This is a genomic window from Vibrio sp. RE86 (assembly GCF_013114545.1).
Taxonomy (GTDB): Bacteria; Pseudomonadota; Gammaproteobacteria; order Enterobacterales; family Vibrionaceae; genus Vibrio.
The window spans coordinates 227,692-248,335 of record NZ_VTXI01000004.1; the positions used below are offsets into that span (position 1 = coordinate 227,692).

Below are 20,644 nucleotides of genomic sequence, written 5' to 3' on the forward strand. Positions count from 1 at the left end.
GCGAGTGACACGCTAGGGGCTTTTTGTATTTCAATGTATCTTAAGATTAGTTAAACAAACCTTTCAGTAGACCATCAACCGCTTTCTTGGTCTCTTCGTCTTTAATCTTGTCGGTTAGCTTTTCTACACCACGATCGATTTCTTTCTTCGCTTTCTGTTTGAGTACATCATCAAATACCAGCTTGAACTGCGGCTGTGCCCAAGAACCCGATACGTTGATTGGAATGGTGACATCTTTAAGTTCATCAATGTCTTTACCACCTTGACCTTCCAATGTACCTACAATCGAAGTGCTTACGGTAAAATCAACTGTCTCGTTCAGGTAGTTTGCGCTACCGTTACCACGAATACGCAGCAGCGGCGATTGCATGGTCAAATCATTGGTCGAAACGTTGCCTTTATTCAACTTAAGCGTTGCTTTCATTGCACTGAAGTCCGTCTTTTGAACGCCTTCTTTTTCATCAAACTTTTCGCCTTTGATTTTGGCGTAGTTTTCACGAATTAAGTTTGCAACGTTAATTCCATTCACGGCACCATCTTCGAAGTTAACCACTACCGTACCGACTAAGTTCTTTTGGATACCTGTCGGCGTTAAGCTTTTGCCTTTCACGTCGACATCGATGTTACCTGTACCTTCAAGCATGTCGTTATTAGCAACATCCACCAGCATCGGCTGAACCTTTACACCCTTAATACGTTTCTTAGCGGTATAGGTTGCTGGTGACTTGCGAGCATCTAAACGCGCCGTCGCACTGATTGAGCCCTGGTATAGGTTTGATGTAAATGAGTTTAGCTCAGCAACACCTCTGTTAACCGTGAATACCGTTTTCACATTCTGCATTTTGGCATTGTTGGCTTTGAACTTATCAATCGTGATATCGCCTTTCACATCGAGTGTTTTCAGCGCAGAAAGATCTGGTTCAACTTCTTTGGCAGGCTTCGCCGCTGATGAATTCGCCGTCTTCGTTGATTGCTCTTTAGTACTTGCCGTTTGTGCAGGCTTTTCATTTGCTGCTGGTTGGCCTAGTCCCAAGAACTCATCCAAATCGATGTTTGGGCTATGAAGAGAGAATCGAACTTTCGGAATGTCTGCTAGTGTAATGTCTGCTTTGCCATCGAAAGCCAATGCGTTAGCGGTAAGCTTCTCTAAAACAAAGCTTAGGTGACTCTTTGTAAGGTCGAAAGAGAGATCCGACGCCATGTCCACTTTCATAGGAGACTGAGGCAACGTATCACCTTTAAAAGTCGCGTCGAGCGTCAGCTGATTCATCATCACTTTAGTGATTGCCTTATCGACGTTCAGTGATGCAGCACCCTTCATATCGATGTCTAGGCCAGCAGCATTACCGACAACTGAGTATGTCAGTGCATTCGCTTTATCAAATTCAAACGTCTCTAGCCCGATCTTAGCGCTTTCGATTTGAGTCGCTGGATCGCTAAAGCTCGCATCTAAATTAATGTTGCGTAGCGCGTACTCTTTGAAGCCTTTCGCTAGCTTAAATTCAGCATCACCTTGCGCTGCAAACTTCTGTTGATTCGCTTCCCCTTTGGCAGCGAAATCTACTTTCGTCCACGTATCGACAGCGAATTCAGAAAGGTTCAGTGACACGTCGTATAACTTAGTAAAAGAGCCCGCCTGTTTATCTTGAATTTCAACGGATGCATTAGACACCGTTACACCTGCAAGGTTGATTGTCCATGCAGAGGCTGCACTTTGTTCAGTTGAAGTTGTATCCGCAGGCGCTGTGTCTGATGCAGTGGTTGCTGGCACCGATTCAGTCGCGTTTGCTGGAGCAGTTTGCGCCTGAGTTAACGCATCAATGTTCTTTGCGCCATCTTTCAAAGTTTCTAATGAAAAGGCCGCGCCATCTAACGTGATGTTACCGATTTCAAGTTGTTGGCTAAACAGTGGCATGACTGAAACATCGATACCAACCGTGTCCACCTTGAACATATTCAGTTGTTCAAAACCTTGCGGGTTACGTAATTCAGTTTGGCCAAGTTCAAAGCCAATCGATGGGAAAAATTGCCAGCTGATATCACCATCAATCACAAGCTCTAAACCCGTATGTGTTTTCGCTTGTTCGATAATCAGAGGCTTAAATTGGTTAGGATTAACCAATACGACGAGTGCGATGAGCACACCAAGAATCGCAACCAGAGGAATTGCGATAAACAGGAACAGTTTCTTCATTAGCATTATCCTTGCTTTGCGAATCGGTAAGTTGTTCTTACTTGACCAACCCCAAGTATAAATGGTCGTTTTCGACTTTTCAGACCATAAAAAGAAAGTGGCACTAAAAGTGCCACTTATCTCATAAAAAATAAAGTCTTATACGTGCAAATTAGCGCTAAGCTTTCAGAAGTTTTGCAATGTGTGCCTTCAACACGTCGATTGCAATACGGTTTTTACCGCCGCGAGGGACAATGATGTCTGCGTACTGCTTAGAAGGTTCGATAAATTGCATGAACATCGGGCGAACCGTCTCTTGGTACTGCTTCAATACCGATTCCATTGTACGGCCGCGCTCTTCTACATCACGCTTAACACGACGCAATAGACAGATATCTAGTGGCGTGTCCATAAATACCGTTGCATGCATTAGGTCACGTAGGCGTGGGTCGGTAAGTAGAAGGATACCTTCAAGGATGATCACTTTTTTAGGTGTCATCGTTGTTGTTGTCTCTGTACGAGTATGCTCTGAATAGCTGTACTCTGGCACTTCGACCGCTTCACCTTTAACCAGTTGCTCTAGGTGTTCACACAACAAGTCGTGGTCTAACGCGCTCGGGTGGTCGTAGTTAGTCTTTACACGCTCTTCCATGCTTAGATCACTTTGATCGTTGTAGTAGCAATCTTCCGTAATCACACCAATTTGATGATCGCCCACTTTCTCACGTAACTCATTGTAGATAGTGCTTGCGATTAAACTTTTTCCAGAAGCAGACGCGCCAGCAATACCGACGATGACGCATTGATTATTATCAGACATTATTCTTGCACCCGATGTTTTTGATTGGTGTCATATATGCTAATACTAGCAGTGCCAGCTTGGAGTGACTCTGAGGTATTAGGACAAATTTAGATAAACCGCCTGATTATAAGGAGTTCAAGGCGCTGTTGCCAGTGAGGATTTAGAAGAAATAAACAAATAGAATAAAAGGCCATCACGCAATCGATTACACGGCATATCAATAAAAAAGAGCGTCGAAAAAACGCCCTTTTTATCCAGTCAAGTGAGGCTATTCGACCATGGTAAACATGATGTTTTCTGGTTTGGTCTTCCCTCTCCAGTACAAACGTGAACTGACCGCTTCTGCCAACGCCATATATTGCTGTGCATGTTCAGACTCTGGACGAGCAGCAACCGTTGGTTTACCGTTGTCAATATCTTCACGCATTTGAATATGAAGCGGAACTTGGGCAAGCAGGTCTAACCCATACTCAGCCGCCATCTGTTCAGCACCACCAGCGCCGAAGATGTGTTCTTTCTCACCACAATGACTGCAAATGTGGTAACTCATGTTCTCAACCACTCCGACGACTGGTACATCGACCTTATTGAACATCGCTGCCCCTTTACGCGCATCCGCCAGTGCCAAGTCTTGTGGCGTAGTGACGATAACAGCGCCAGTCACTGGCACTTGCTGAGAAAGCGTTAGCTGAATATCACCCGTACCTGGTGGCATATCAATCACAAGGTAGTCCAGTTCAGGCCATTCCGTTTCATTCAGTAATTGAGACAGAGCTTTTGCCGCCATAGGACCTCGCCATATCGCCGCTTCATCCTTAGACACCAAATAACCAATCGAATGAGTGTGAATGCCATGAGCACTGATTGGTTGCATCCATTTGTTGTCTCTTACTTCTGGTCTTGCATCAGGCTGACCAATCATAAGAGGCACAGAAGGCCCGTAAATATCTGCATCCAATAACCCAACTTTGGCGCCAGATTCTGCTAACGCCAGCGCCAAGTTAACCGACGTTGTTGACTTGCCCACTCCACCTTTAGCAGAGGTCACAGCAATGACGTTCTTTACGCCTTTGATATCATGAGCCACATGTGTCTCTAAAGGTTTAGGCGCGATGTGAATTGCGTAGTCAAACTGACCAACGTCACCGCTTGCTTGTTGGTTCGAGATCCACTCGGCCAAGTCCGCTTTTAAGCGATTGGCTGCAAACGGGATTTCGATAGTAAACCCTTCAGGCTTTACTGAAACAAATGCCCCTGTTGCTGCCCATTCGGTTGCGAGTGCTGGGTGTTCAAATTGGTTTAACCAATCACAAAAATCTTGCTTTGAAGTGAACTGACGCATAGGTCCTCCTTATGCATCTAATCGTAACACTCCATCAACCGATACTGAACCCTGAAAAAACTAAGGTAATCCAGTCGCTCACACCTTGGAGTCACTGGTGTGATGAGGTAGTATTACGCTCTATTTTTCTATACTCCTTAAAAAGCGAATATTAAGTATGGCAAACGATCCACGCGCTCTTGACTCGAGAAAACTACTGGTAACTTGTGCCCTTCCGTACGCTAACGGTTCGATTCACCTAGGTCATATGCTTGAGCACATCCAAGCTGACATCTGGGTTCGCTACCAACGCCTACGTGGCAACACTGTAAACTTCATCTGTGCTGACGATGCTCACGGCACGCCAATCATGCTAAAAGCACAGCAGATGGGAATTACGCCAGAAGAGATGATCGCTGCAGTAAGTGAAGAGCACCAAAAAGACTTCGCTGGCTTCGATATTAGCTTTGATAACTACCACAGCACACACTCAGAAGAGAACCGTGAGCTGGCTTCACACATCTACCTTGAGCTTAAAAAGAACGGTTTTATCTCTAGCCGTACTATTTCTCAGCTATTTGACCCTGAGAAAGAGATGTTCCTACCGGACCGTTTCGTAAAAGGTACATGCCCGAAGTGTAAGTCAGAAGACCAATACGGTGACAACTGTGACAACTGTGGTGAGACGTACAGCCCAACTGAACTGATTGACCCTAAATCAGCAGTATCTGGCGCAACGCCAGTAATGAAAGACTCTGAACACTTCTTCTTCGACCTACCTCAGTTCGAAAGCATGCTTCAAGAGTGGACTCGCTCTGGCTCGCTTCAGTCTGAAACTGCAAACAAGATGCAAGAGTGGTTTGAGTCTGGTCTGCAACAGTGGGATATCTCACGCGACGCACCTTACTTCGGCTTCGAAATCCCAGGCGAAAAAGACAAGTTCTTCTACGTATGGCTAGACGCACCTGTTGGTTACATGGCTTCATTCAAGAACCTATGTAACAAAACTGAAGGTCTAGACTTCGACGAGTACTGGAAAAAAGACAGCACAACTGAGCTTTACCACTTTATCGGTAAAGACATTGTCTACTTCCACTCTCTATTCTGGCCTGCAATGCTAGAAGGTAGCGGTTTCCGTAAGCCAAACAATGTATTCGTACACGGCTACGTAACAGTAAACGGCGCGAAGATGTCTAAGTCGAAAGGCACATTCATCAAAGCAGCGACATACCTAGATCACCTAGATCCAGAATGTCTGCGTTACTACTACGCAGCTAAGCTAAATAGCCGTATCGATGACCTAGACCTTAACCTTGAAGACTTCACTCAGCGCGTTAACGCTGACGTAGTAAACAAGATTGTTAACCTAGCATCTCGTAACGCTGGCTTCATCTCTAAGCGCTTTGAAGGCAAGCTATCAGCTAACTTCGCAGAGCCTGAGCTTTACAAAGAGTTCGCTGAAGCGGCTGACCGCATCGCAGAGCTTTACGAGACTCGCGAATTTGGCCGTGCAATCCGTGAAATCACAGCACTAGCAGACAAAGCAAACCAGTACGTTGATGAGAAAGCACCGTGGGTTGTTGCGAAAGAAGAAGGTAAAGACCAAGAGCTACAAGACATCTGTTCTGTTGGTATTAACCTATTCCGCGTTCTGATGACTTACCTGAAACCGGTAATGCCAGAGCTTGCTGCACGTACTGAAGCGTTCCTAAACGAAGAGCTAACTTGGGAAGGTATTACAGCACCGCTAACTGATCACGAGATCACTAAGTTCAAAGCGCTATTCAACCGTATTGATCCTAAGAAAGTTGAAGCGATGATTGAAGCTTCTAAAGAAGACGCAGCAGCTGAAGTTGCAGCAAAAGAGAAAGCTGAAGCAGAAAAGAACAAAGCGAGCCAAACTGAGCTAGATAAAGATCCAATCGCAGATGAGATTGAATTTGACGCTTTTGCAGCAGTAGACATGCGTATCGCTCGCATCATCTCTTGTGAAGAAGTGCCAAAAGCAAACAAACTGCTTAAGTTCCAACTGGACATCGGTGGTGAAACTCGTCAGGTATTCTCTGGCATTAAGTCAGCATACAAACCTGAAGAGCTAGAAGGCAAGCTAACTGTAATGGTGGCAAACCTTAAACCTCGTAAGATGAAGTTTGGTATGTCTGAAGGCATGATCCTAGCAGCGGGCCCTGGTGGCAGTGACCTATGGATCCTTGAGCCGCACGAAGGTGCTCAGCCTGGTATGCGTGTAATGTAATGACTGCCTAGTCAAAATAGATTTAAGCCCCTACCGCAGCAATGCGTTAGGGGCTTTTTTTATCACTACTTTGGACACCTTCTGCACCAAGGTAAAGCATACTAATCACCCAAAAGACCATAAGACACTGATTTTAAACGACTTATATTTTGGCACACTATTCGCCTACTCCTTTATAGGTAACAAGCACAAAGGAGTTGGCTATGTTTGTTTTAATCTCAATCATTTTTTCATGCGCTATTTTGGCCGCACTATTTCATTACTCTAAAAAGCGCCAAACGATCTTACAGCGTAAATTCAACACGTTAGTCATGCTTAGACAGCTACTGCGCTTATGTAGGGAGCATAGAAAGCTGACACACTACTCTCTAAGCAACTCGATTAACCAAGACCAACTGAGCGAAATGAATGCGCTCTATGATGAAATCATGCACTGTTCCGATCAATTGGTTGCCATTGCACCTTTTGATAATCGACCAATGTATCGGATCTTTCAGCTTAAACTCAAAGCGATGCACAATGATTGGCACGAAAGAAATGTCAGTCGCAACCAAATCGTTCATGGCAAAACAATTCGACACTGTATGTTCTTAATGGATGAAGTGGCGATAGCATGGTTAATTGAGTCCGAAAGAGAAGACTTGAATGATGAGTACCACCTTAATTGGCAACAAGTGCTCGACAGCATGGAAGTGCTCACTCAATTGAGAGTCTGCATTCCTGAAAGTCATTCCGAAGAGGGGTTTCTACGCTTAAAATACTATTGCGATAAAACCAGACGCAAACTCAACCAGCTGTCTATTATCAGCCCGCTTTCTGTTGCGTCACCCGCGAGTATCGATGCCATTCATGAATTGGCAGAATTATCGTCTTCAGACACACTGAGCATCAGTGACGAGGAGTTATATCGAATTACTAGCGACATCTCAGCGGTGATTGCTCAGGTCTATGATCAGATGTTGTCGGATATGGCGGAAAGCTTATATCTTCCTCTACCCAAAGTGGCTTATGCTTAGGCGTACTTGCAACTGCATTAGAGGGCACCTTAGCGTGCTCTCTTCATTATGGACGGAATGAATAGTCCTATCCCATCGCCCCTATCTCTGCTAAAGTCGCGTGCATCATCACCTACTCTCCACTAAAGAGCACAACCTGTGACTAACAATGAAATCTTGCGTCGTATTCAGCACGCACTCAACCTTAAAAACGCTCAAATCATGAAAGCTTTTGAGCAAGCCGATGTCTCCGTTACACACGATCAGGTTGGCAACTGGCTAAAAGGTGAGAACGAAAAATCGTTTTCCAAAATGAAAGACAAAGAGTTAGCTACCTTCCTAAATGGTTTTATCAACCTCAAACGTGGTAAGAAAGAAGGTGAACAGCCTAAACCTGAAACAACACTGACCAACAACATGATTTTCATGAAGCTGCGTATCGCACTAAACATGAAAGCAGAAGATGTACTCGATGTGCTTGAACTCATGGGCATCAGCCTAAGCAAGTATGAGCTTGGTGCTTACTTTCGTAAACCAAACAACAAGAACTACAAAGAGTGTGAAGATCAGTTGCTATGTGACTTCTTAAATGGCGTTCAGTTCACTAACCGCCCAGATTCAGAAGAGTTTGTGGCTTAACGTTATTTTCACCCCTTAAAATACAAAAACCTCAATCTGGTCAGCCAAGATTGAGGTTTTTTCTATTTAAGTTGCGCTAACTAGAGCACTAACCCTTAAAGCATTTTACGTGCTGCTTCTACAACCACTTTGATAGAGCGCGCTTCTGTCTCTTTTAGTGTTGAGTGATCTGGGATCTCTTTCTGTGTACGGTTGATGATAACGCCCGCAACACAACCCGCTTTTAGGCCAGAGCTTGCACACATAGTAAGTAGCGTTGCTGATTCCATCTCAAAGTTAAGCACGCCCATGTCTTGCCACTCTTGCATAGAACCTTGGAAACGCTTAACAACGCGACCAGAGAACGTATCGTAACGCTCTTGACCTGGGTAGAAGGTATCACTTGAAGCCGTTACACCCATGTGAACAGTTGCGCCAGACTCTTCTACCGCAGCTTTCATCGCTGTTGCTACTTCAAAGTCAGCAACCGCAGGGAATTCCATTGGAGCGAAGTGCAGACTCGCACCATCTAGGCGAACAGAGCCAGTTGATACGATCATATCACCCACATTAACGTGAGGCTGGATTGCACCAGTCGTACCAACGCGTAGGAAAGTACGTACACCTAACTGAGCTAGCTCTTCAACTGCGATAGACGTAGAAGGACCGCCAATACCAGTAGAACAAACAACAACAGGTTTACCATCAAGTTCTGCGCGGTAAAGCGTGTACTCGCGGTGACTTGCTAGAAAAACTGGATTCTCCATCTCTTCGGCAATCTTTTGAACACGCGCAGGATCACCTGGAATGATCGCTAGAGTTGCACCTGCAAGATCTTCTTGAGTAACACCTAAATGGAAAACAGCTTGAGACATAGTGAGCTCCTTGGTTGGCAGAGTCAGAATCTATCGGGGCGTTCTGCTCGCTCTATAAAATTTATCGGGTACAGGAGATACTCTAACTAACCCACCCATTAAATGTAGCGATCATGATCACAATAAAGATCGCAACAAGTTCTTACATTGCACATAAAATCGGTTTACATCACATTTTTTAAGCAAAAGAGATACGTGGTTGCATAAAAAAACAGCTCTCACATCATAGATGGAGAGCTGTTTACTTTGTTAATTAAACCTAATTTTGTTTCGGCTTAAATTTAAGTAACCTTAGAGCGTTTAGTGTCACTATCGCTGTTGCACCACTATCCGCTAGTACCGCGACCCAAAGGCCGGTGATACCCAATAGACTCGTTACGAGGAACACACCTTTAAGTCCGAGTGCCAACGCAATGTTTTGACGAATGTTATTGAGCGTCGCACGTGATAGTTCAATCATTCCCGCTAGCTCTAACAGACGGTTGTGAGTAATGGCAGCATCCGCTGTTTCAAGCGCTACGTCTGTGCCCCCTCCCATTGCAATACCAATACTAGACGCTTTCATCGCAGGGGCGTCATTGATGCCATCACCGACCATCGCAACATTGCCATTTGCTGACAGCTGCTCAACGTAAGTCACTTTATCTTGCGGTAGTAGCTGCGCTTTGTAATCTATACCAATCTCTTCACTGATCGCTTTGGCACTGCGAAGGTTATCTCCCGTTAGCATGATTGAGTGAATACCTAATGCTTTCAACGCCTCTACCGCTTGAGCAGAGTCTGCACGCAAGGTATCTTGCCAAGCAATGATGCCAATCACGTTGCGCAGAGCTTCAATCACCACCACGACTGTTTTGCCTTGCTCTTCTAGATCTTCAATCTGTTTAGCAAGATTAACGTCTAGATCAATAGGTGCTTTACTTGGTGCACACACACGATATTCGACATCATTAATGACACCGCGCACGCCACTTCCGACCAAAGCCTGTTTGTCTTGAGCTTCAACAATCGTTAAGCCAACTTGCTTTGCTTTGTTAACAACGGAAACCGCTAACGGGTGACTTGAACCTACCTCGATAGCAGCCACTTTCTCTAGTAAAGACTGTTCGTCCCAATCATCGATTGGCAATAAATCAGTTACTTCTGGCTTGCCTTTGGTCAAAGTGCCGGTTTTATCGAAGGCGATCGTTTCGACTTTACCGAGCTGTTCAAGTGCAGCACCGCCTTTAATCAATGCGCCTCGCCTCGCAGCTGCCGCCAGCCCAGAAGTAATTGCCGCCGGTGTGGAGATCACCAACGCACAAGGACACGCGATGAGCAGTAGAGCCAAGCCACGGTAAACCCAGGTTTCCCAAGGTTGAGCGAACAAGAGTGGAGGCGTAATGATAACCAGCAGAGAAACCAGCATCATTAGAGGCGTATACCAACGACTAAACTTATCCAAGAATCGTTCTAAAGGCGCTTTACGGGATTCAGCCTCTTCAATCAGATGGAGAATCCTATCAATCGCATTCTCACCCTGTTTTGAAGTAATGGTAAAGCGAACCACTTTATCCACCGCGACGGCCCCCGCCATCACAGACTCACCCTCGTAGCGCTCAACGGGAATAGATTCGCCCGATAACGCGCTTTCATCAAAGCTCGCAAGTGCATCGGTTAATTTACCATCGGAAGGTAGACGAGCCCCAGGAGACACCTCAATCACATCACCAGGTTGCAATTCATTTGCCGAGACCTCGACACGTTCCCCGTTGACAATCTTCGTCGCGGTTTCAGGCACCAATTCCATCAATGCTTGTACACCACTGCGCGCACGTGAGGCCGCAAACGCTTCCAACTGTTCACCAATAAGGAACAGAAGCAGTACCATCGCAGCTTCAACCGTTTCGCCCAAATAGAGCGCCCCTAACGCAGCAACGCTCATCAACGTCTCAATCGCAAATGGGGTACCAGAACGCGCTAAACTGATGGCTTTTTTGCCAATAGGATAAAGGCCTGCAAGACAAGTAATGATAAACATCCACTCACTAACGACTGGCAACGTCGGTTTGATTACGGCGGCTACGGCCATCGCAGACGCAATCGCGATCACTTGAGCATTCTGTTTTAGAACAGACTTCCAGCCTTTCTGAGCAGGTTTTTGAGATGAGTTAGGACTCGCAAAGGTAAAGCCAGTATCAAGAATGGTTTGCTCAACCAGCACTGCTGCACCTGAGCCATCTGTTTTTACAACCAGCTTTTCAGTCGCAAATAGGACTTTCGCTTCAACAACGCCATCAACGCGATTGACAGCAGTTTCGATTTTTTTTGCACAAGATGGGCAATCCATCCCATGAATTTTCCAACTTTGAGTAAAACGAGCCGTTGAGAGCCCGGAGTCACCTTCCTCATCGGCGGGATCAGCGCCACTACTGCAACTGTTAGAGCTACAGCAGTCAGAATCGGTAGACGCCACACTCGCCATTTTGATGGTCGAAATCTTTGGGCTAGAGCATGAGCCTGTTTGAGAAGGGTTTACCGCTACTTTGTCAGAGCGACATGCTTTATGTTTAGTGCACATATGTTTATCTCCATTCACTGTACACTACAAGTCTAAACCTTAGAGTCTACTCCAAGGTCAAACTTTTTCTGCCCTTTCCCGTGATATTTTCGTTGTCGATGACACATCATCAATTAAAACCGCATCGTGGCTACAAAATGGCTGACTATTAACACTAGTGATCGACGGGTCTGACTCAAGCTCTTCTCGGCAGGTGCCTTTCATCAAGTCCGTGATGTGTTTGCGCAGCACGAAAGTCGCTATCAAGCCAAACACCACCGTACCAACAGCTTGACCATACAACACGCCCAAAGCGCCAAACCATAACGCACCGAAGTGAACAAAAGGTAGCGTACCTAATGTCGCTTTACCTAAATTAAGCGCTGTGGAATAAAGAGGTTTACCAAGGTTATTAAACGAGGTATTCGCGACAAACTGAGCGCCGTTAAAGATAAAGCTTATCGCCACGTAGGTACAAAATGCCGCGACAATAATTTGCGCATCGCCTTCTAGACTAAACATATTGATGATCAAATCTTGAGCGAAGTAGAGAATTAAGCAGACGACTAAAGTGTAGACGGTGGTCACAATCAGCGAGTTGTTCAACGTCTCTTTCACGCGGTCGAGCCTTTCTGCACCATAGTTTTGGCCAATGATAGGACCCACTGCGCCAGACAATGCAAAAATCACGGCAAAACAGACCGGGGTAAGTCGCCCGATGACCGCAAAGCCCGCAACGTAGTTTTCACCAAATTGTGCAATCGAAGAGGTGACAATCGCATTCCCGATGGGCGTAGCGATGTTAGTAATGATCGCTGGAATCGCAATCGCGAGAATAATTTTAAGGTTAGTGCGCCACACGGCATAGTTAAAACGCGCAGCCAAGTTATGAACTGTAATCAAAGGGTAAAGAGAAAAGAACAGCACGGTAAATCGTGCGAATACAGATGCAAGGGCCGCCCCTTCCACATTCCAACCGAAACCGAATATAAAGATGGGATCTAAAATGGCGTTAACGATACCACCCGCTAACGTTGCCCACATTGAACGCTTCGCATCGCCTGCAGCCCTAAGCCCTGCCCCTGCGGCCATTGCCACAGCAATCACAGGAGCACTCGGTAAAATGATCCTTAAATACGCCTCTGCTCTTTCAGCGGCAACGCCTTGTGCACCTATAGCCTGTAGTAACTCTGGAATGTACGCAAACATAACCCCGGAGACCACAATACTGATGGCGACCGCAGTAACCATAATGCTGGTACTCAGCTGCCTCGCGTAATCCTCCTGCTGAGCTCCTATGGCTTTCGATACCAAAGCGCCCATAGCAATGGATGTGCCGATTGATATAGACGTAGAGAAGAAGACCAAAGTTCCAGCAAAACCGACCGCTGCCGCAAGCTCAACCTGTCCAAGCATACTGATAAAGAGCATGTCGATAAGGTCAACGACGAACAGAGCCATTAGGCCAACCGAGCCCGCTCCAGACATCACCAAAATATGGCGCATCGTCGAACCTTGAACGAACTTAGCACTTTGGTCGGACATAATTCACTCCATCCGGAAGATAAATAGAGACAAAAAATAAGAGGTGCCTATGCACCTCTTATTGAATAATTATTGTTTACTTTACACCGGATGTTTAAAGCAGTCTTCGATATTTTTACCAATCGCACGTAAAACATCACGACGGGTAATGATACCAACCAACTTACCGGCATCAATCACAGGATAGACCTTGGGCTTTCCTACTTGCATCATCTCTGCCAGCTCAATGATAGAGGTTTCGGATGTCACTGAGAGCACCTCTGGATGCATACAATCTGAAACAATGTGAGTGTCTTGACAGTAATAACTCACCTTAATCAGCTTATCGAGCAGATCCTGACCAGACAAAAATCCAATGACCTGCTTTTGCTCATTGATTACCGGACCGCCGAGATACTTTGAGTTCATCACTTTATCGAGCGCCGCACTCAGCGACATATCTGGAGTGAAGGTTACTGCCTGCAGTGTCATGTAGTCTTTTACTTTTAATGATTCCATTGGCGTCTCCTTAGCCACGCTACCTATATAGTAATTGTTGTCTAATTTCTTGATTTTACTAAATGGAAATCAACAATTTTTGCAATAGGTGCGCCCTATCACTGTTCAAACACGTTGCCACTAAGGCAAATCGATCGATTGAAATTCTCAACTTTTAAACGCAAATACACCGCTTTTTCGCATGAATAGCCACATTTTGAGATCTGACGGCAGCTATAATCTAAAAGCACTGACTAAACTAATATTAAACGCATCACTTTCTCAGGAGATCCATGACGTGAAATCAACGCTTTCAGCACAGATTGCGAATAATCCAGATATGATGCATGTCGTATTTGAGGCGTTGCCTGAGCCCACATTCCTCATTGATAGAACCGGTACCTATGTGGAGGCTTGGGGTGGGCGCGATACTAAACGTCACCATAACCCTGCGAGTTTAGTTGGACTCAATCAATACCAAGTGCTGCCTGCCGACAAGGCCATTTGGTTTAGCCAGTTGATTGTCGATGTGATCGAGAGTGGCAACGCAACCGAAATAGAATATAGCCTAGATCCTAAAGAGCTATCATGTTTTGACGGCATAGAGGGGCCAACAGAAGAGCAGTATTTCAGTGCTTTAGTCATTCCACTGCCTGACACTTCAATGGTGCTTTGGACAGTGAGAAACATCACCGAATACAAACGCAATTTAGATACCTTAGCAAAGCAGCAACTCAAACTTGAAAAGCTGACTTATATGGATCATTTGACTCAAGTTTATAACCGCTTTGCTTTGGATGCACTGCTTCCTGATGCTATTGAACTGTCGAAGCTAAAGTTGATTGGTTCTGCCATTATGATGATCGATATTGATTGCTTTAAACAGTACAACGATACCTACGGTCACATTCAAGGTGATCACGTTTTAAAGGCACTAGGGATGACCATTCGTGAATGGGCAAGGACGAAAGATCTCTGCTTTCGATACGGCGGGGACGAGTTCTTAATCTATGTTCCCGATGTGAACCGAGAAGAGAGTATCCGCCGCGCAATGCAGCTACAGAAGGATGTCAGAGCGCTCTCTATTCCTCATGCTTCATCGACGGTAGGAGCGCATTTTTCAATAACAATTGGACTTCAACACTATGAACTCGTACCTGACTCACTGAATGCAGAGAGGTTTATATCCATTGCAGATAAAGCGTTGTTCTACGCCAAAAGCCAACAAAGAGGCTCAATCCACCAGCTTACTGAAGGCGAAAAAAACGCCCTGTCATTTGGGCGTTTAGATTAAATATTGACTGGGTTACTTCTGCTGCCAGCGCTGCGCTGCTTTAGCGTCAGAGTCCCTTGAATCAACCCAGCGAGTTGAATCGGTTGTTCGCTCTTTTTTCCAGAATGGAGCCTTGGTTTTGAGGTAATCCATCACAAATTCACACGCTTCAAATGCAGCACCACGATGTGCGCTTGAAACGCCAACGAATACGATTTGATCGCCAATATCAAGGTCACCCACTCGGTGAATCACGCGAATTTTCAGCAAAGGCCAACGCTGCTCTGCTTCATCGCAAATCTCACCTAGCGCTTTTTCTGTCATGCCTGGGTAATGCTCAAGTGACAAGCCTGTTACGTTATCGCCTAAGTTCATATCACGAACTTTACCAACAAACGTTACCACAGCGCCTGCCGAGGTCCCTTCAGCAAGAGCGTCATACTCAGCGCCAACAGAGAAATCTTCAAACTGAACAGCTACACGAGAGTCCATCATTAGCCTCCCGTAACTGGTGGGAAAAAGGCTACCTCATCACCAGATTGAATCGGATGTTCAAGAGGAACGATAGACTGATTCACTGCAGCCAATAACTTCCCTTCTTCAAGAGCCAAATCCCACTTACCTTCTTGAGCGACAAGATGGCAACGAACCGCTTCAACCGTGTCAAATTCGCCATCTAGCTGAAGTTCGTCCACACCGACTAGCTCACGAGTTTGAGCAAAAAAGAGAACTTTAATCATGCATCCACCTTAAAGTGACCGGATTTGCCACCTGTTTTTTCAAGAAGACGCACTTGGCCAATGACCATATCTTTTTGTACCGCTTTACACATATCGTAAATCGTAAGTGCAGCGACAGACGCCGCCGTGAGCGCTTCCATCTCGACGCCCGTCTTGCCCGCTAGTTTGCACACAGATTCGATACGAACCATGTTTTCCGCTTCAATCGCTTCTAGCTGAACTTCCACTTTTGATAGCAATAATGGATGACACAGCGGGATTAAATCCCAAGTTTTCTTAGCTGCTTGAATACCTGCAATACGTGCTGTTGCGAAGACATCACCTTTGTGGTGAGAACCTGAAACGATCAATTGCAAAGTTTCTGGCGCCATGTGAACAAATGCTTCCGCACGCGCTTCACGTACCGTCTCTGCTTTTGCAGACACATCAACCATGTTTGCTTCACCGGAAGCGTTAATATGAGTGAATTCGCTCATCGAAAACTCCCGAGATTAGACTGAAAGGTGAGGCATAAAGTTACATGGGCGGTGACTTGCATCTAGCTGCTGCTTGATGATCTTAGTCCAACCCGTGCGACAAGCGCCCGTAGAGCCTGGCATTGCAAAGATAACTGTGTGGTTTGCAAAGCCTGCAATCGCTCGAGATTGAATGGTTGATGTACCAATCTCTTCGTAAGAAACCATGCGGAACAGCTCACCAAAACCTTCCACTTCTTTGTCGAATAGCGGTTTTAGTGCTTCTGGCGTACTGTCACGAGACGTGAAACCTGTACCACCCGTGATCATGATTGCTTGAACATTTTCATCCGCAATCCACTGTGAAACAATCGCACGAATTTTGTACATATCATCAATAACGATCTGTTTATCAACTACGTTGTGACCCGCTTCTTTAGCATGCTCTGCTAGGTAGCCACCTGATGTATCGTTTTCTTCTGTACGAGTATCTGAAACGGTTAGAACTGCAATGTTAGCTGGTTGGAATTTGCTTTCTGCGTGACCCATTTGTTCACCTATTTTCTCAAAGTAGTATGGTGCTAAGACAATCGCTTAGCTGCCGAAAATTGATTGGTTGAAAAGACTAGCCGCCGATCGATGCTAAATGCGGCGTCATACCTGAATTCCCATCATGGAGGAAATGGCTGACCGATTTAGTTTGCAGCTGTTCTTGAATACGTTCTATTAGCGCGGTCTCTTGCGAATCTTCTTGAAGCAAATCGCGTAACTCAACGCCGTGATCACCAAACAAGCAAAGGTGCAACTTACCCTTCGCAGACACACGAAGTCGGTTGCAGCTCTCACAAAAGTCTTTCTCATAAGGCATGATAAGACCGATTTCGCCTTGGTAATCAGGGTGGACAAAGACTTGCGCTGGACCATCATTCTTATCACGAACTTTTAGTAGCCAACCGTTAGCAATTAGCTGGTTACGAATCGCAACGCCTGAAACATGATGACGTTTAAACAGCTCATCCATTTCGCCCGTTTGCATCAATTCAATGAAACGTAACTGAATAGGACGGTCTTTAATCCAATTTAGAAAGGCAGGTAACTCATGAGCATTGAGGTCTTTCATCAGTACGACGTTAACCTTAACTTGCTCATAACCAACTTCAAATGCACGATCAATGCCCCCCATCACTTGAGTGAATTTATTTTCACCCGTGATCTGGTGGAACATTCTTGGGTCAAGACTATCGACACTCACATTGATATGCGTCAGACCAGCCTCTTTCCAATCCGCCACTTGCTTCTCCATTCGGTAGCCGTTGGTGGTCGTCGCCACTTTACGAATACCGTCGGTTTCAGCCACAGTATGGATAATATCATTGAAGTCTTTACGTAAACTCGGCTCACCACCAGTGATGCGAACTTTGGAAGTACCACAATCTGCAAACGCGCGAACCACACGCTTGATCTCTGGCAGAGATAAAAAAGACGAGTTTTTATGCCCCGAAGGCTTATAGCCATCAGGCAGACAATATGTACACTTGAAGTTACAGACATCTGTAACAGAGAGACGCAAGTAATAAAACTTGCGATGGAATCTATCTTCGAATTGTTGCGCCACGGAACACCTTTCCAAACACGGGAGGCATAATCATTTCCAATTAAGCCCTTGTGACAACATGTCACTGGCTCTACACGCCTATTCATTTGAACTTAGCTTGCAGAGCTCGGAGTTATGGCAACTACCAAATTTATGCGGTAGTAGCTAGCCTATAAAATACTTAATATTTGTGTGTGTTTCTACCCTAAGAACGAAAAAATCCTGCTTAGAGCTCACTTTACCTATTCTTGAGTATGGAATATTAATGCAATACTCTAAATTGTAGTTGGTTATAAATAGAATAGAAAATTAGCATGACAATTTACGCTAACAATAAGATCGTCGCGGTTGGTGGTGGTCATGGCCTTGGCCGAATGCTTGCTGCCCTAAAAGATTTTGGATCCAATGCAACAGGCATTGTTGCCACAACAGACAACGGTGGTTCAACGGGACGCATTAGACACTGCCAAGGCGGTATCGCATGGGGGGATACCCGTAACTGTATCAATCAGTTAATTACCGACCCTTCTATCAGCTCAATGATGTTTGAATATCGTTTTAAAGGCGCTGGCGAACTGGATGGGCATAACCTAGGCAATTTGATGCTAACCGCATTAGACAACCTCTCAGTCCGCCCTCTGGAGGCGACCAACCTAATCCGCAATATGCTCAAGGTTGAAGTAAACATCATCCCGATGTCTGAACACCCTTCAGATTTAAAAGCACTTGCCTCTGATGGTCGCTGGGTAACCGGAGAAACCAGTGTCGATGAAATGCCCGATACCTTACTTAGGTTAGATCTTGAACCAGAAGTACCAGCAACCAAAGAAGGCGTTATGGCGCTAGAACAAGCAGACGTCATTATTCTTGGTCCAGGCAGTTTCTTGACCAGTATTATGCCGCCATTGTTGTTACCAGAAGTGGGGCGCGCCATTGCAAGCAACATAAAAGCAAAATTGATCTTTGTTGAGAACTTGTCGCCTGAGTATGGGCCTGCAGGCAAGATGACACTGAAAGAAAAGCTTGAGTGGTGTGAACGTTCTTGTCGTGGAAGAAAAATAGATGTGGTGCTTGGGGAAGAGCCTCACCCAGAGCTTTCAGATTGGAATTGCGTCACGGTACCGCTTGCATCGCCCAATCGCGACTGGCGTCACGACCGTTCTAAACTTCAACAAGCGGTAGAGTCGTTACTTAAAGACGCTTAAACACTACCCGACTAATGCTTGGTATCTCTGATGAGTTTGTTCGAGTAGAGATACCATCTTGGCGACTTCTTCCGCTACCACGAACTGTGTGCCTAACTTGGCCATTGAGTCGACGTCAATAGAGTGTGCACACAGAGCCTCGGCGCCAAAGCTCGCCGCACTGCTTTTCAGAGCATGACAAATCTCTCGTAAATAACTGTCTAGCTCGTCACCCTGCAAGTGATTAAGTTGCCCAATGTACGTGTCCAGTTCACCTAAAAAAATCCCCAGTAAGACCGGTACGTTTTCAGCACCAATCTCTTGAGAAAGCCTGTCGATTTTATTCTGGTTTAAAATGTCCACTATTGCGCTTCCTTTGCGTTCCATGCTTGTAGTTTGCGATAAATTGTCGATGGACTGACATCTAGATAGCCCGCCGCTTTTGGTATGTTTCCGTCACACGCCTTAATTGCCTGCTCGATGGCATTTTTTTCTGTCAGCCACAACGGGAAAATATCCTGAACGGAGACAGAATCGGTTTGTGGTAAAACGACGCGAATCTCATTCTTCGTTGGCTGGTTGAGTGGCGGAGGTAGCATAGGTAAATCAATCTCACGCCCGTTATTCAACACCACCACATTTCTGAGCACGTTTTGCAATTGGCGAACATTACCTGGCCACTCATAACGAGAGAAGCGCTCAACGACTTCTGGAGCCAAGCGGACAAAATCTTTGCCTTCTTCTTTCGACATGTAACCAAGCAAGGAGTATGCAATCTCTATAATGTCGTCACCGCGTTCTCTCAGTGGCGGAAGATGCAATGGGATCACGTACAGACGATAGTATAGGTCTTCCCTAAAGCGTCCTTCCTCAACCTCTTTCCAAGGATCTCGGTTGGTTGCACACACAAAACGCACGTCAACGTTCTTCATTTTTGACGAACCAACCTTCTGGAACGTACCTGTTTGAATGAATCGCAATAACTTCGTTTGCAATTCTAGATCCATTTCGCACAGTTCATCGAGAAATAGTGTTCCGCCATCGGCCAACTCTGCAGCACCTTGTCGATCGGTTGCTGCGCCAGTAAATGCGCCTTTTACATGCCCAAACAGTTCACTTTCAATCAAATCTTTTGGAATAGCGGCACAGTTAATCGCAATGAAAGGTTTATCACCTCGTTTGCTGGTGGCGTGAATCGCTTCCGCACACACTTCTTTACCGGTACCACTCTCTCCGGTAATGAAGATACTCGCTTTACTGGCTGCTGCTGAGTCAATGGTTCGATAGACGGCTTGCATCGTCTGACTACTGCCAATAAACCCTTGGTAACCATGACTGCCTGAACTACCGCCATCATTCTTGAGCTTAGTGGCTTTGCGCAGCGCATTATTCACCGTGACACGCAGTCGATCCGCTTCACAAGGTTTGATTAAAAAGTCTTGAGCTCCATGACGCATCGCTTCGACGGCGGTATCAATCGAACCATGCGCAGTCATAAAGATTACAGGGACATCAGGATTTTTCTCTTTAACCGCATAAAGCACATCCATGCCCGTCATATCGGGTAGACGTAAATCGAGCAGGATGAGATCAGGGGTTCGAAAGTTAAGACTGTCAATCGCATCTCGCCCGGTTCCGACGATATTGATGTCGATTTGCAGAGGCGTCAGGTAAGAACGATACAGCGCCGCAACCGATGCTGTGTCTTCTACCATCAGAAGGTATTTTGAGTTTTGTGTTTGCGTATTTTGTTGCATAGCCTAGCCAAGGTCTTCTTTGCATTTTGTATAAATGATTGC

General features: G+C 45.6%; 19 protein-coding genes and 1 riboswitch. Of the genes, 5 read left to right on the forward strand and 14 right to left on the reverse strand.

Annotated elements, in window-relative coordinates; all coding sequences use genetic code 11:
* Positions 1-46: 46 nt before the first annotated feature.
* From F0231_RS06240 to apbC, 3 genes are all read right to left on the reverse strand, one after another.
* Positions 47-2,194: an AsmA family protein gene (locus tag F0231_RS06240; RefSeq protein WP_171758854.1), complete on the reverse strand. Its 2,148-nt coding sequence runs from the start codon at positions 2,192-2,194 to the stop codon at positions 47-49.
* 157 nt (positions 2,195-2,351) lie between these two features.
* Positions 2,352-2,993, reverse strand: a complete 642-nt coding sequence (gene udk / locus F0231_RS06245) for a uridine kinase (protein ID WP_171758855.1) — start codon at positions 2,991-2,993, stop codon at positions 2,352-2,354.
* Between the two features lie 250 nt (positions 2,994-3,243).
* Entirely contained in the window at positions 3,244-4,317 is a 1,074-nt protein-coding gene (gene apbC, locus F0231_RS06250; RefSeq protein WP_171758856.1) for an iron-sulfur cluster carrier protein ApbC, read from the reverse strand.
* 157 nt (positions 4,318-4,474) lie between these two features.
* Here apbC and metG point away from each other — a divergent pair, with 157 nt between their 5' ends.
* From metG to F0231_RS06265, 3 genes are all read left to right on the forward strand, one after another.
* A complete protein-coding gene (metG, locus tag F0231_RS06255) occupies positions 4,475-6,550 on the forward strand; it encodes a methionine--tRNA ligase (RefSeq protein WP_171758857.1) in 2,076 nt (691 codons plus the stop codon).
* A 203-nt stretch (positions 6,551-6,753) separates the two neighbouring features.
* The gene (locus F0231_RS06260) at positions 6,754-7,566 is read left to right on the forward strand and encodes a hypothetical protein (protein WP_171758858.1); all 813 of its coding nucleotides are present in this window, start codon (positions 6,754-6,756) and stop codon (positions 7,564-7,566) included.
* A gap of 138 nt (positions 7,567-7,704) precedes the next feature.
* Complete coding sequence (locus F0231_RS06265) at positions 7,705-8,184, forward strand: DUF1456 family protein (protein ID WP_171758859.1); 480 nt, start codon at positions 7,705-7,707, stop codon at positions 8,182-8,184.
* A gap of 95 nt (positions 8,185-8,279) precedes the next feature.
* Here the strand turns inward: F0231_RS06265 and udp are convergent, their stop codons facing one another.
* The 4 genes from udp to F0231_RS06285 form a co-directional block, all read right to left on the reverse strand.
* The gene (gene udp / locus F0231_RS06270) at positions 8,280-9,038 is read right to left on the reverse strand and encodes a uridine phosphorylase (protein ID WP_126575671.1); all 759 of its coding nucleotides are present in this window, start codon (positions 9,036-9,038) and stop codon (positions 8,280-8,282) included.
* 259 nt (positions 9,039-9,297) lie between these two features.
* A complete protein-coding gene (locus tag F0231_RS06275; protein ID WP_171758860.1) occupies positions 9,298-11,598 on the reverse strand; it encodes a zinc/cadmium/mercury/lead-transporting ATPase in 2,301 nt (766 codons plus the stop codon).
* Positions 11,599-11,655: 57 nt separating this feature from the next.
* Complete coding sequence (locus F0231_RS06280) at positions 11,656-13,122, reverse strand: MATE family efflux transporter (RefSeq protein WP_171758861.1); 1,467 nt, start codon at positions 13,120-13,122, stop codon at positions 11,656-11,658.
* An 81-nt stretch (positions 13,123-13,203) separates the two neighbouring features.
* Positions 13,204-13,620 (reverse strand): CBS domain-containing protein, encoded by a 417-nt coding sequence (locus F0231_RS06285; RefSeq protein ID WP_171758862.1) that lies wholly within the window; start codon positions 13,618-13,620, stop codon positions 13,204-13,206.
* 277 nt (positions 13,621-13,897) lie between these two features.
* Between F0231_RS06285 and F0231_RS06290 the strand changes: the two genes are divergently transcribed.
* Positions 13,898-14,893: a sensor domain-containing diguanylate cyclase gene (locus tag F0231_RS06290; protein WP_171758863.1), complete on the forward strand. Its 996-nt coding sequence runs from the start codon at positions 13,898-13,900 to the stop codon at positions 14,891-14,893.
* 12 nt (positions 14,894-14,905) lie between these two features.
* Here F0231_RS06290 and moaE read toward each other — a convergent pair whose 3' ends face one another.
* The 5 genes from moaE to moaA all read right to left on the reverse strand — a co-directional run bounded on the left by moaE (position 14,906) and on the right by moaA (position 17,682).
* Complete coding sequence (gene moaE, locus F0231_RS06295) at positions 14,906-15,364, reverse strand: molybdopterin synthase catalytic subunit MoaE (RefSeq protein WP_171758891.1); 459 nt, start codon at positions 15,362-15,364, stop codon at positions 14,906-14,908.
* 2 nt (positions 15,365-15,366) lie between these two features.
* Complete coding sequence (gene moaD, locus F0231_RS06300; RefSeq protein WP_171758864.1) at positions 15,367-15,612, reverse strand: molybdopterin synthase sulfur carrier subunit; 246 nt, start codon at positions 15,610-15,612, stop codon at positions 15,367-15,369.
* Positions 15,609-16,088 carry a cyclic pyranopterin monophosphate synthase MoaC gene (gene moaC / locus F0231_RS06305; RefSeq protein WP_005473427.1) on the reverse strand — a complete coding sequence of 160 codons (480 nt, stop codon included), beginning with the start codon at positions 16,086-16,088 and terminating at the stop codon, positions 15,609-15,611. The genes moaD and moaC overlap by 4 nt, the downstream gene beginning before the upstream one ends.
* 15 nt (positions 16,089-16,103) lie before the next feature.
* On the reverse strand, positions 16,104-16,616 hold the full coding sequence (gene moaB / locus F0231_RS06310; RefSeq protein WP_171758865.1) for a molybdenum cofactor biosynthesis protein B: 513 nt from the start codon (positions 16,614-16,616) through the stop codon (positions 16,104-16,106).
* A gap of 76 nt (positions 16,617-16,692) precedes the next feature.
* A complete protein-coding gene (gene moaA / locus F0231_RS06315; protein ID WP_171758866.1) occupies positions 16,693-17,682 on the reverse strand; it encodes a GTP 3',8-cyclase MoaA in 990 nt (329 codons plus the stop codon).
* A riboswitch (molybdenum cofactor riboswitch) is annotated at positions 17,671-17,806 on the reverse strand. Its footprint overlaps the gene before it by 12 nt.
* Positions 17,807-17,975: 169 nt before the next feature.
* On the opposite strand from moaA, the gene yvcK reads away from it, so the two are divergent.
* Positions 17,976-18,866, forward strand: a complete 891-nt coding sequence (gene yvcK / locus F0231_RS06320) for a uridine diphosphate-N-acetylglucosamine-binding protein YvcK (RefSeq protein WP_171758867.1) — start codon at positions 17,976-17,978, stop codon at positions 18,864-18,866.
* Positions 18,867-18,869: 3 nt separating this feature from the next.
* Here yvcK and luxU read toward each other — a convergent pair whose 3' ends face one another.
* Together luxU and luxO are read right to left on the reverse strand one after the other, a co-directional pair.
* Positions 18,870-19,208 carry a quorum-sensing phosphorelay protein LuxU gene (gene luxU, locus F0231_RS06325; protein ID WP_171758868.1) on the reverse strand — a complete coding sequence of 113 codons (339 nt, stop codon included), beginning with the start codon at positions 19,206-19,208 and terminating at the stop codon, positions 18,870-18,872.
* Entirely contained in the window at positions 19,208-20,602 is a 1,395-nt protein-coding gene (luxO, locus tag F0231_RS06330) for a quorum-sensing sigma-54 dependent transcriptional regulator LuxO (RefSeq protein ID WP_171758869.1), read from the reverse strand. Before luxO ends, luxU begins: the two co-directional genes overlap by 1 nt.
* Positions 20,603-20,644 lie beyond the last annotated feature (42 nt).